This is a genomic window from Clostridium sp. Marseille-Q7071 (assembly GCF_965112025.1).
The window spans coordinates 1288743-1301053 of the sequence record NZ_CBCOPR010000001.1 but is presented as its reverse complement, the minus strand read 5'-3'; the positions used below and the strand labels follow the sequence as shown (position 1 = coordinate 1301053).

The following is a 12311-nucleotide window of genomic DNA, read 5'->3' as shown; positions in this document are numbered from 1 at the left end:
AATTTCAAATTCAATAGTTTAATTATTCTTAACTAAAATAACTATTTAAAGATAGTGTGTTAGCTAATTATGTTATAGCTCTCCTTAATTATAATATGGTAAAAATACTAGATTGTCATAATTATGTAACATTCATAGAATATATTTATAATAGAATTACTATTAGTCCATAATGAAAACATTTAAGGAGCGATAGATTAATGTATAATGTTTTAATTTTAGGGGGCACAACCTTTGTCAGTAGCAACTTATGTAAACATTTAATATGCAAAGGTTATAATGTAGACATACTTACAAGAGGCCTTAGAAAAATAAACTATCATGGATATAAAAATCATTTAATTTGTGACAGAAAAAATATTAATGAATTAAGAGAAGTACTTTTAGGAAAAACCTATGATTATATATTAGATATAAGTGGATATACAAAAGAAGATGTAGAAAATGTAATAGAAACTATAGATAGTAGTAAACTAAAAAAATATATTTTTTGTTCCTCAGGCGCCGTTTATAAAGAAAATCAAGACTTAATTTCCGAAGATTTTAAAAGAGGAGAAAATAAAAACTTTGGTGATTATGGATTAAATAAAAAACTTGCAGAAGATTATTTGCTAGAAAAATCTAAAAAAGATAACTATCCTATTATAATTTTTAGACCTACCTATATTTATGGTGAAGAAAATAATTTATATAGAGAAGCTTATTTTTTTGATAAAATCTTAGATCAAGAACCTATTCCTATACCATATGGCAATGCTAAAACTCAATTTATACATATTGATGATTTGGTTAGAGCCTTTGAAAGTGCTATGAAGAGTAATGTAGTTGGAAAAGCTTATAATATTACTCATCCTAGAATAATAACCTTTAAAGAACTAGTAAAAACTTGTGGAAAAGTAATGAGAAAAACACCTATAATACGAGAAGTAAATACAGAAGATTTTCCTTTTAGCCCTCGTTCATACTTTCCTTTTAGGAATATAACTTATATGCTTGATATTACTGAACTTATAAAAGACAATATATATATTCCTAAAATTGATTTAGAAGAAGGACTTAAAAAATCATTTTGCTGGTATTTAAATTCTACTGTAAAATTAGAGGATAATACCATGATTAATATAGATAAAGTAATTTTAGCGTAAAATATATAATTTTGATATATATTGTTTCTTAATATATATTAAAAAATCGTGACTTTAGGTCACGATTTTTTAATTCCATCTTATAACTATAATTAAACTCATAATTATTAAAATTCCTTTTAAATCTATTCTATAATCTATTATTCTACAGTCTTCTTAAAGATTTTACCAATCATTATTTTTATAAAATAGCTTATTACTGTCACAAAAAGTGATTCTAAAATAAAAGTTAACACAAAACTTATTCTAAGATCTTGTGGATATAGTATTCTAAACCCATCTTTAGCAATTGCATAAGTAATTATGGATATAAATATTCCTATGATTATACTTTCTTTAAATAAGCTTAATTTTATCCTTTTAACTTCATTTATTTTTTTAGTTTTCATTATTATACCATTTCCCCATAACTTTATAGAAAGATATAACATTCCTATTATAAGGGTAAAAAATGATATGGCAAACTCATAAAATGGCTTCTGCAATATAAAGAACTTATAAGCTACATCTAAAAATAATCCTATTACTAATATAAAAATTGTATGCATTTCATAATTAGCAATCTCGCTTATAGTTTTTTCTTCTTCTTCTTCTTTAATCTCCTTGCTATCCATAAATATAATCCTCCTATGTAAGTCATATTTAAAAATCAGCTAGTGTCAGTATGTTTTCGTTATAATACATCATCAGAACCTAATAGTTCAAAAAATCTATCTTCTTTTCTGACACAAAATATATTTGGCATTTTAGTTAGTTATTTTCTTTTATAAATATCTAATAAAACTTAATATAATATAATTGTAATATATTTCCTCAACTATTGTAACCCTATATAGTAAAATTGTAAACTAATTCATAATTTGCAAAGAGTACTTTCTAACTATTTTATATTTAATTAAAGCTTATTATTTATAAAGTAAATACTTCCCTAAATTTATAAATATAATTTTAGAGAATATAAAAATGGCATAAGCATTGCTTACGCCATTTAAACTAATCCATTTGTAGGAAATCTGAATATGGATTTTTCTCCTTTTTATCTAGTAACCTTTCTCCATTATTGGAGTACACAATATATTCATAGAAGTTTGATCCAAATGATGTACTTTTAGTAATTATATCTTGAGAAGTCTTCTCAAAATTTTCATCATCTAATATTTGAACATTCCAGAAAATTACTTCTGCTAAATATTTTTCATTTTCAGGATTTTTATCTATAAATGCTCCAAATATATTTTCATTTTTCACATTTTTATCTGAAATAAAGCCTTCTCTTGTAACTTTTTTATTTATTTTACTCTCTATTTTCTTATAAAAAGAGTTATTCCATGAATTTCCTAATATTATTAAATTACTATTTTTTATCACATTATCATCAACTTTATTATCTTCTACAACTTCAAAATTCACATTATTCATTTCATATTGTAAAGTAAGTTTTTCAATTAATTTATTTTGCGCTATATTTTCTTTTTCTGAAACTCCTGTTGCTTTTACTAATGCGACTTTTTCTTCATTTAATCTTCTATGCATAATTCTAGCTAAAGAAAGTTCTGGAGTACTTTCCATTTGGAATAAACTATCATATAATTCTTTTATACTTTTAGCTTGTAATTCTGCCTGCCTTTCTGGTGATAATTTATATTCATCACTTAAATCAAAATTAGGGTCATTTATTATATCATTAAAATGATCTGACACATCTTTACCACAAACTTCTTCTATTGTTTCTATTAATCCTTTTATAGTAGCGTTTTTAAACTCATATTTATTGAAATAAGTTTGCATAAGCTTATCAAATTTTTCTTCACCAACTTTTTTGTAAAGTTCATATATTGCTGTTCTTCCTCTATCATAATAAACTTGGTTAGACATTCCATCAACTTCTTTATTAGTAGATGTAATTTTTTTATTTGCTGGACCACTCTCATAAAGTAACATACTTTCAAAGCCATTTTCACTACCTTGAGTCTTATCTAAATAATAGTATGTTGAAAAGTCTGCAAAGCCTTCATCTAAGAAAGACTCTGTCTCTGAATTATTTCCAATAATACCATGAAACCATTGGTGAGCTATTTCATGAATAAACACTGAATTCTTTTTAGGATCATTTCCATCCACATTAAATCTTCCTAATTGTATTGCTCCTGTATATTCTATAGCAACTCCTTCGACATATGATTCAAATACATCAAATTCCTTATATGGATACTTACCAAATCTCTTACCAAAGAACTCAATAGCGCTAAAAGCTTCATCTATATATTCATTCATTAATTTATCTTTTTTCTCATCTTCACTTAAATAATGAATATTCACAGTAATACCATCTTTAGTCTTACTAACTTTTTTGTAATCTTTACTAGCAAAGAAAACAAACTCTCTTATATTTTCAGCCTTAGCTGAAACTATTTTTCTATCTCCTTCTATTTTTTCTGTTTCAGTTCCTGTAATACCTACATTAAAATCTTTAGGAACATTTAAATTTACTTCATAATTAGAGGACTCAAAATAGTCTGTTTCAAAATCTTTACTATAAGGAATTTCATTCCACTTCTTTTCTTTTTCGTCATATACTGCAACTACTGGATACCAGTGGACTGCTGAAAAAACATCATTATAATATGATAATCTATTCATTCCAAAAGGAACTTTTACTTCAAACTCTATATCAAAAGAAACTTCTTCTGAGTTCTTCAATTCTTTCTCTAATTCTACCTTTAACACTTGGTTTTCTTTTGTAAACTTTAATTCTTTTCCATCGCTACTTTTAATAGATTTTATATCTATTCCTCCTAAAAAGTCTTCTGGCTTTTTATCCGGGTTCTCCTTTGCTATCTTTTCATTACTGTTTCTAAACATTTCAGTTTGTGTTTCTTTTTTATTATAAGCATCAGCAAAGACATTAAATGATATCTCTTTTAATTCATCTTTATATACATTTTTAAATTTAACATTTTGCTTTGCTGTTATAGTTTGATCTTTTTCATTTAAATTTGCATCTATTTTATAATTTATAAAGCTGTTAAAATTATCAGCTTTACTCCCTGTAATATTTCCACATCCAACTAGCATTCCTGATATTATCATTGATGCTATTGCTAAAGATACAAGTTTTTTTGTACTTTTCATTTCCATTGCCTCCTAAAATTCTGCCTCATATACATATAAATTAGATTTATTCATTTACAATCTACTATAATTTTATATTTATAGTATTTTTTAGTCCATTCATCAGACTTACATTTTAAAAGTCTAATCTTACAATATTGTAACAAAATAAAGAGAATTAATTTCTCAGAATTAATTCTCTTTATAATTCCTAATCTCTTAATAAATATTAACTATTAAAAATTAAGCTACTTTTTATAATTTTCAATTAAATTTCTTAATTTTTCATACCATATTGGATAATAATTTAAGGCTTTACACTTCTTCTCTAGAAAAATAAAATATTTTACATCTATATCCTTAAAACTTTCATAGTCATCTAGTGATATATATTTTATATCCTCTAATGTCCTTTCCGAAAATTCTAAGTCATCATCTTCTTGAGAAATATAACCCAAAATCGGAATTTGATTTCCTATATCTATTAAATAAGTATTATTAACTATATTAAAAATAATTTTCCCATCTACATTAGCTTCCTCCCTCAGTTCTCTAATTACAGCTTCTTCTGGGGTTTCTCCCTCCTGTATTTTTCCACTAATAAAAAAGTGTCTAATTTGCCCATCAATTTTACCAATACCAAGTAACACGCTATCTTCTTCAATTATAACTGCTTGCACTCTTTCCTTTGACATATTATCACCTATCTTTATTAATATATTTAGTAAAAATCACATTTTAAGTAGATCTATTAAAGCAATGTAAAATTTAGATTTATTCAATACTTTAATTAGTTCTCACAAGTAAACCTTACAATATAAAATAATTAAATGTATATTGAAAACTTTTATACTATATATCAATTAAAATGTAATTTGCCTTTAATTATACCTTTTTATTATGTTTTTTCAAAATTTCATCAAATTCTAATTTATCAGTAAGATATTTAGAGGAGTTTATTCCAAAATCCATTCGTCAAAAAATTTAGATAAATTTATTTCTGTTCTCTCTTCTATAAAGTTCTTAAACATATTGAAATCTATGTTTTTTTCTTTATGTTCGTTTATAAATTCTTTAATAGAATCTTTAAAGTTTTCATCACCAATTATATTATAAAGTACATACGATTTTCATGAAGGAGTAGAGCTTTTATAATAATAAATTTTCTTATTTTCTATACTTTGACTTCTTTTACTTTTATTAATTTAACAACCTCTTGAAAAAACTAACTCTTCTTTTTTATCATCATAAATATTTTGTACTAGTCTTATAATAAAGTATTACTAGGGTTTCACTTATTAGACTCTCACTATCATTTAAAATTGTTATTCTAGTCTTTACATTAAAACCCTTTATATGTAGCGATTATTGTTTTTAATCATAATTAGTAACTTTAGGCAATACCATATTATTTCCCCGCCCTACACTTTTATAACCATACTAATTAGCCTGTATTTTAATATATTATTCTTATAGGATTAACTATAATTTCATTTAATTTCTATTTAAATTATATTCAAAATATAATTAATAAAACTTACATTATATTTCTACAAACTTTTCAAATTCCCTCTATAATTCATATAAGTCCATAATGTAGTTGCTTAACCTACTAAATAAGATTTTAATTGAGGCCTATTTATACCTTTTAATTTATTTAAAATAAAATCCACAGCTTTAACTAATTTCTAGATAAAACTGTGGATTTTATAAGTTTGTTTGTATATCATGTACTAAAAAATATTATATATTTAAAGAAGATTGTTTTACCGATTTTCCTATGAGGCTATAGATAATACTTCTATAGCCTCGAATAGTTTTTTACCTTGACAAACACTATTTACTATTTCTAGTTTTGCTTCATCAAAGTATTTAAAAGTTTGTAAGGCAGAGTCTTTATCATAATACACTTTCCAATATCCACAAAGTAAACATTCCTTATGTGGACTTTCTATAAATGTTTGTACATCCTGTAGTGGAAATCCTAAAAATATTCCCATTTCATGAGGACAAATCGAAATATCATATCTTTTTTTCAATACTTTTAGTTTTTCAACTATAGTCATATTTGGTTCATAACCAAACTGTGCTAAAAAATTTGTAACTCTTTTATCTTGGAATTTATTATTTAATAATTCTTCATTATAAAACAGTACTACTACTGCATTATTTGTTTCTTTTAACTCAAAGGCTTTCACCTTTAATCTATTTAATAATTCATGCTTATAACTTTTCCAGTTATTGCACATGTTTTTATCATGATTACATAGGGTTACAGTGGTAGCAGCCTTAAGCCCTTTAATTGTAGGGGCAATGTTATAGGCTATCACATTAAACATATATTCCACATCATTTAAAGTATTTATTTTTTCTCTAAAAGCTTTAACTGCTAACTTCACTGTAATCACTCCCTTAATATTTTGATGATGTTAAAACTAATTTGCTAATTCTTTACCGAGCTCTAAACACTCTTTTTCTTTATCTGATTCTGGTGTATAGTTAGCAATTAATCCTTCATTTATCACAATTGCGCCATAACCAGTCATTCTTTCTTCCCAGTCTCTCATCCATTTTCCATCTCCCCATCCGTATGAACCAAATAGGGCTATTTTTTTTCCTTTTACGGCAGTTTCTATTGATTCTATAAAAGGTTCCATTTCTGATTCCTCTAAAACTTCATCTCCCATGGAAGGACATCCTAAAGCAATCACATCTGCACTATCTATATCACTAACAACTGCATTTGAAACAGCTTTTACTTCAACTTCTGCTCCTTCATTTTTAGCACCTTCTGCAATGAAGTTAGCCATAGCTTCTGTGTTTCCTGTACCACTCCAATAAATTATTGAAACTTTGTTCATAATAACACTCCCTTTACGAAAATCACATTTAATTGAAAATGATTATCATTACCATCTATTTATATTATATTTGTTAATTTTGGATTTGTCAACATTAAAAACCACATTTTTCATAAAAAAATGAAAAATGTGGTTTATTCAATAAATACATCTTTAAAAATTAACTATAACCCATACTGCTATATCCTCAAACCCTAAGTTTTTATATATGTTTTTTGCTTTAGGATTATTATAAAATAAACAGGGAATCCTTCCTTCATCTATGAGCTCCCTACATATCTTATAAACACAATTCATTGCATAGCCCTTATTTCTATGATTACTATGAGTCATAACAGAAACTATCATCGCTAATTCTTTACTTTCTGCTGTAGTTGCTGCAGAAGCTAAAATTTTATTATTTTCCTTAATGCAATATACTCTTCCAAAGCCACTATTAATTGCTGCTTTGATACTAGCAGATGATGTTTTAAAATCGTTAAACTCTTCTATGGTCTTTCTAAGATTATAAATTTCCTCTGCATCCTCTAATTTTGCTTTTATCACTGAAACATTTTCTTTCATTAATAATAAATTATCTAAATATGCAAATTGATTAAACTTTACTTTATCATAGGTTAATATGGATAATAACTTAGTTATAGAAATAAGTTCTCCCCAAATTTGCTCTTTATTTTTATAACCATTTATGATTTTGCAAAAGCCTTCTGCATTATAATCTTCTATTACAGAGTGAAAATAAAATTGAGTATTATGTCTTAGTAGTATAGCTATATAATTGTAATTTTCATCAAATTCAGCCCATATCTCTTGTAATCTATCATCAAAACCAAATTTCTCTAAACATCCTATAATACAAACATTAATTTCTTTATTTTTGCTTAGAAATTTTTCTAATCCATCATTATGGCTTTCATTTAATTTTACAATCAAGTTCATTTCCTCCATGGAATTTCTAATATATAAATATATTCTATGAAGTTAACATTTATGACTATAAAATTTATTTGAAAATAAGAATAATTAAGCCTTTATACTTCATATAATCTAACGATATCTCCATTTTGAAAGGAGCGTTTTTATGAAGTATTCTTTTAAACATATATTTTTATCAGTCATAAGTAAAAATAGCACCGAGAAAACCTTAGACACTTTAAAGGAATATAATAGAATATTAGAAAATGCAAAAATTGAAACCTCTATTAAATTAAATAGATTTAAATATTTATGCTTAAACTGTAAATATATACATGAAATACTGTGTAGTGATCTTTCTTATATTTCTTTAGAAGATATTGTGTCTAAAGACATTTTAGATAGTATTCATCTAGCAAATATTAACTATCCTACTGAAGATACTATTATAGAGCAGCTGTTTATAAGCAATAAAATAATTCAAAATATAGAAAATAGTTGTAAAAACTATAATAAATATATAAATGTAGTAAAGGATTTAAATAAATTTTTAAAGGATTGTGAGATTGATTATTCAAATGTAGAAAGACCCTATTTTCACTTCTCTAAGGATAAAAAGGGAAGTCCTATAGCGTTTTTTTGCCATATAAATTCACCAGACTTTTCTTATACTACAAATAACTTTAAAATTTATGGTTTTTATGGTGAGTATAGATCTTTATCGCAAAAAGGAAACTATCTTCAAATGACTTTAGGATACAGCAATAACTTTACTTCCGTACTTGAACTTAAAACTTTAGAAATTGGAAAGGAAAAAGATTCAGATAGAGGTGCAACTGCACTTCAATATTTAATTAAAACTTTAATACCTGAACTTAACCATATATTAGATAAAAAACTCAAAGAAGGAAATTTATCCCTAAGCAAGGAATTTAAAACTCAAATGCTTTATAGTAGAACTAATTCTATTTCTGAAGGGGATATTAATGGTGATAGAATAAATTTTTATAAAAAGAATGGTTTTACTGTAAAAGGTAATAACTTTTATTTAAAACTCCAATAACCTTATATTTATAATGTATTTAATTTTGCTAAAATATAAATATTAATTAATAGAAAAATAATATTATAAATATTTATAATATTGTATTATTCATACAATTAAGCCCCTTTTACAGAGAAAGGATATGAATCTATCACATCCTTTCTTTTTGTTGATTCCATCGTATTTTTTTTCATTATATAACATTTTAACTATTTATTATATTTTCTAATTAATATCATATATCTATTCTTTTAATATAGACATTATGAAATTAAGAAAATTATATTTCAATCTAGATTTTTATTATATATTTTTTATAATTATGTTTTTTAAATCACAATTTTTCATAATATTTATATATTATGAGTAGGAGAAACTATAAATGTACAAGCCATTGATAAATTTGACATTAAAGATAATAATTATAAATTAGTTGGGGGTAATTAATAATGAGTAATCAAGATTTATTTGAATCTTTTGGTTCTAACGACGGTTGGGATAGCGGAAGAAGATGTAGAAGAAGATGTAGAAGAAGATGTGAAAGAAGATGCGAAAGAAGATGTTGTAGAAGATGTTGTAGAAGAGACGATTGGAGTAATGATTCGGGCAACTTTGGTAATGAAGGCGATGACCTACTTTCTTTATTACTTCTTTTCTCCATATTATAATCTTGCTTCTATTAAAGCAATATAGCGTTGCTAATAATACTCTTAATGAGATTAAATAATAAAATTTTATATATTATAAATAATTTATAATTCTCTAGGATTGGTATTTAAATACCAATCCTTTTTAAGATTATGTTTATTGTTTAAAAAATATTTAACAATAAACCTTTAATTTAATTAATTACCTTTATCAACTAATAATATTTCTCTCATCTACAATTTAGTGTATAATTAAGATATAATTAAATACATACTAAAATAGATTAACAATATAAATATATAATTTCAGAGGTGATAACTATGGGTATTTATACAAAAGGTGGAGACAAAGGTTCAACTTCTAACTTAGCTGGAAATAGACTATTAAAATGTGATTTGTTAATTGATGTTCAAGGACATATAGATGAATTAAATAGTCATGTAGGATATCTAAATTCTATGCTTTGTTTAAATCAAAGCATTAAACCTTCTGCTAGAAAAGAAATTTCAACTTTTTTAGAAGAAATTCAACATAAACTTTATGTAACTGGTGTAGAAATCTCCTTAGAATTTAAAGAACCTAAAATTAAATCAGAAGACGTTACTGCTCTTGAAGAAGCTATTGATAAAATGACTACTTCAATGCCACCACAAACTCACTTTATTCTATACAGTGGTTCTCCTGAAGGAACTTATGCACACGTAGCAAGAGCTGTAACTAGAAGAGCTGAAAGAGCTTTCGTTGAATTAATTCATGAGAGAAATATAGATGTAGGGGATAGCTATAAATATATAAATAGATTATCTGACTATTTCTTTACACTATCTAGATATTTAAATCATCTACAAGGTAAAAAAGAAACTATAATGGAACTAAAATAGTCTATAATTTGTAATACTAAGAAAAAAGAATGAGATTAAAACTTATAATTAATTTTAATCTCATTTTTTATCCTCACTTCACAGTTAAGGGTAATGTTAAACTGTGAAGTGTTTTAATTCTATAATCTATATTTCCATCTTAAGTGATTTATCATTAATTGCTCTTTGTACTGCTAGTATTCCATCTAAATGATCATACTCATGTTGTAACAATTCTGATAAATCATCAGAAAGCAACATTTCACAATCATTCCATAATAAATCTTTATAAGAAATTTTGCATTTTTTATATCTTAAAACTTTAACCTTTAACTTAGGAAAACTCATACAATCATCCCAAAGTTCAAATTTTTCTTTGTCAACAAACTGCAGTTTAGGATTAATAAATACTACTGGCTTATCAATATACATATAAATGATTCTTTTAAATACATCAATTTGTGGTGCTGCTATTGCTCTTCCACATTTATATTTTTTTCTAAAATCTATTAAAGTATCGTGTAAGTCTTCAGCTATTTTTTTCACTTCTTCTAATTCTTCTCTTCTCACTTCACTTGATACTTGGTATAACTTTTCATTACCTAATAATAAAATTTCTCTTATAGCCATCTCTTACTCTCCCTAAAATTATAAATATTTCTATAAAACTACTTTTTATAATAATTTTATAAATTTAGACTCTTTAAGTAAATATTCTTTATCTTAAAAATCCAAAATAATAGCTTTCACCTTTTTCAATTATTTCTTTATTATCTTTCAATGCTTTATTATTAATAACAACTTTTATAACATCATTAACCATAGTTTCCCTTGCAACACTAATTAAATAGGCTGGTCTACTAGTCTTTCCTTTATCTTCATAGTATAAAAAATCTTTAACTTCTTTAAATGCAACTATTTTTTGTTCTATATCACCTATATAAACTTTTATATTTTCTTCACTTACTTCTGGCCAAATATCATTATTTTCATAGGATTCATCACTTATATATTTCATACTTTCTAGTACTTTTGTTAAAGACATTGGAATAAAATGTATATTAACACTATGTTCACCATACCATCCGTGTAATCTATAAATTTCAAATTTATCTATCCTTACATCTAACTCCATATCCTCAATTAAATTAACATCATATAACCAGCATTCTAAAGCTTCTTTAGAATAATCTTTATTAAATATTGCTATATACTCCTCTTTCTCAGCTAAACATACTTCATAATATCCTTCTTCATCGCCTACGACTTTAATATCACTATTGGTTAAAACCATTGGATTTTTTACTGGTATCCCATCAAAGTAAGTAACTCTTCCATAAAGTTTTTTTAGCTGTACTGGAATATTATATTCTTCTCTATCTATAATTACTTTAATGTTGCTCATACTTTGGAATATTTCTTTTAAATCAACTTTTAAATTAAAAGCACTTTTTTTCACTAAAACAATACTTTTTATTAAAAGTTCATCATCACAATATACTTTAATATTCTTTTGTCCATCTTCAAAGCCTTCTCCACTTACTTTTATATATGGAATATTATCTATATCCCAGACCTCTTTTTTTATTATACTTTCGATTGTAGTTTTAAATTCTGGATTATTATTAATAAATACTCTTAACTCTCCCATACCCTAAATTCCCCATCTTATTATATTAATCTATATTAAATATTTTCTAAAATTTAATTTCATAGCTTTAAATTT

General features: G+C 25.1%; 13 protein-coding genes. 4 read left to right on the top strand and 9 right to left on the bottom strand.

The features are described 5' to 3' along the window. Positions 1-200 precede the first annotated feature (200 nt). A complete protein-coding gene (locus ACWPW7_RS06180) occupies positions 201-1145 on the top strand; it encodes an NAD-dependent epimerase/dehydratase family protein (RefSeq protein WP_454052791.1) in 945 nt (314 codons plus the stop codon). A 140-nt stretch (positions 1146-1285) separates the two neighbouring features. On the opposite strand, the gene ACWPW7_RS06175 is transcribed toward ACWPW7_RS06180, so the two are convergent. The 7 genes from ACWPW7_RS06175 to ACWPW7_RS06145 form a co-directional block, all read right to left on the bottom strand. Further along, positions 1286-1759: a hypothetical protein gene (locus ACWPW7_RS06175; protein ID WP_454052790.1), complete on the bottom strand. Its 474-nt coding sequence runs from the start codon at positions 1757-1759 to the stop codon at positions 1286-1288. A 379-nt stretch (positions 1760-2138) separates the two neighbouring features. Beyond that, positions 2139-4277, bottom strand: coding sequence for a M1 family metallopeptidase (locus tag ACWPW7_RS06170; RefSeq protein ID WP_454052789.1), 2139 nt, complete (start codon positions 4275-4277; stop codon positions 2139-2141). Between the two features lie 227 nt (positions 4278-4504). Next, a complete protein-coding gene (locus tag ACWPW7_RS06165) occupies positions 4505-4951 on the bottom strand; it encodes an NUDIX domain-containing protein (RefSeq protein ID WP_454052788.1) in 447 nt (148 codons plus the stop codon). Between the two features lie 261 nt (positions 4952-5212). Beyond that, positions 5213-5365 (bottom strand): hypothetical protein, encoded by a 153-nt coding sequence (locus ACWPW7_RS06160; RefSeq protein ID WP_454055474.1) that lies wholly within the window; start codon positions 5363-5365, stop codon positions 5213-5215. A 669-nt stretch (positions 5366-6034) separates the two neighbouring features. Beyond that, positions 6035-6655, bottom strand: a complete 621-nt coding sequence (locus ACWPW7_RS06155; RefSeq protein ID WP_454052787.1) for a DUF3793 family protein — start codon at positions 6653-6655, stop codon at positions 6035-6037. 36 nt (positions 6656-6691) lie between these two features. Then, positions 6692-7117: a flavodoxin gene (locus tag ACWPW7_RS06150; protein WP_291561759.1), complete on the bottom strand. Its 426-nt coding sequence runs from the start codon at positions 7115-7117 to the stop codon at positions 6692-6694. 153 nt (positions 7118-7270) lie between these two features. Then, positions 7271-8050, bottom strand: a complete 780-nt coding sequence (locus tag ACWPW7_RS06145) for a GNAT family N-acetyltransferase (protein ID WP_454052786.1) — start codon at positions 8048-8050, stop codon at positions 7271-7273. Positions 8051-8198: 148 nt separating this feature from the next. On the opposite strand from ACWPW7_RS06145, the gene ACWPW7_RS06140 reads away from it, so the two are divergent. The 3 genes from ACWPW7_RS06140 to ACWPW7_RS06130 all read left to right on the top strand — a co-directional run bounded on the left by ACWPW7_RS06140 (position 8199) and on the right by ACWPW7_RS06130 (position 10606). Further along, the gene (locus tag ACWPW7_RS06140) at positions 8199-9095 is read left to right on the top strand and encodes a hypothetical protein (protein ID WP_291561763.1); all 897 of its coding nucleotides are present in this window, start codon (positions 8199-8201) and stop codon (positions 9093-9095) included. Positions 9096-9526: 431 nt separating this feature from the next. After that, positions 9527-9745, top strand: a complete 219-nt coding sequence (locus tag ACWPW7_RS06135) for a hypothetical protein (protein WP_454052785.1) — start codon at positions 9527-9529, stop codon at positions 9743-9745. Positions 9746-10045: 300 nt separating this feature from the next. Beyond that, positions 10046-10606: a cob(I)yrinic acid a,c-diamide adenosyltransferase gene (locus ACWPW7_RS06130; protein ID WP_454052784.1), complete on the top strand. Its 561-nt coding sequence runs from the start codon at positions 10046-10048 to the stop codon at positions 10604-10606. A 126-nt stretch (positions 10607-10732) separates the two neighbouring features. Here the strand turns inward: ACWPW7_RS06130 and ACWPW7_RS06125 are convergent, their stop codons facing one another. Next, positions 10733-11215 (bottom strand): peptide deformylase, encoded by a 483-nt coding sequence (locus ACWPW7_RS06125; protein WP_454052783.1) that lies wholly within the window; start codon positions 11213-11215, stop codon positions 10733-10735. A gap of 88 nt (positions 11216-11303) precedes the next feature. After that, positions 11304-12236, bottom strand: a complete 933-nt coding sequence (locus ACWPW7_RS06120) for a hypothetical protein (RefSeq protein WP_454052782.1) — start codon at positions 12234-12236, stop codon at positions 11304-11306. Positions 12237-12311: the final 75 nt, after the last annotated feature.

What these genes read in the sequence shown, in the direction of transcription:
- ACWPW7_RS06150 (WP_291561759.1), bottom strand. Translation starts at nt 7,117, where the DNA reads ATGAACAAAGTTTCAATAATTTATTGGAGTGGTACAGGAAACACAGAA.
- ACWPW7_RS06170 (WP_454052789.1), bottom strand. Translation starts at nt 4,277, where the DNA reads ATGAAAAGTACAAAAAAACTTGTATCTTTAGCAATAGCATCAATGATA.
- ACWPW7_RS06140 (WP_291561763.1), top strand. Translation starts at nt 8,199, where the DNA reads ATGAAGTATTCTTTTAAACATATATTTTTATCAGTCATAAGTAAAAAT.
- ACWPW7_RS06125 (WP_454052783.1), bottom strand. Translation starts at nt 11,215, where the DNA reads ATGGCTATAAGAGAAATTTTATTATTAGGTAATGAAAAGTTATACCAA.
- ACWPW7_RS06175 (WP_454052790.1), bottom strand. Translation starts at nt 1,759, where the DNA reads ATGGATAGCAAGGAGATTAAAGAAGAAGAAGAAGAAAAAACTATAAGC.
- ACWPW7_RS06120 (WP_454052782.1), bottom strand. Translation starts at nt 12,236, where the DNA reads ATGGGAGAGTTAAGAGTATTTATTAATAATAATCCAGAATTTAAAACT.
- ACWPW7_RS06165 (WP_454052788.1), bottom strand. Translation starts at nt 4,951, where the DNA reads ATGTCAAAGGAAAGAGTGCAAGCAGTTATAATTGAAGAAGATAGCGTG.
- ACWPW7_RS06135 (WP_454052785.1), top strand. Translation starts at nt 9,527, where the DNA reads ATGAGTAATCAAGATTTATTTGAATCTTTTGGTTCTAACGACGGTTGG.
- ACWPW7_RS06180 (WP_454052791.1), top strand. Translation starts at nt 201, where the DNA reads ATGTATAATGTTTTAATTTTAGGGGGCACAACCTTTGTCAGTAGCAAC.
- ACWPW7_RS06130 (WP_454052784.1), top strand. Translation starts at nt 10,046, where the DNA reads ATGGGTATTTATACAAAAGGTGGAGACAAAGGTTCAACTTCTAACTTA.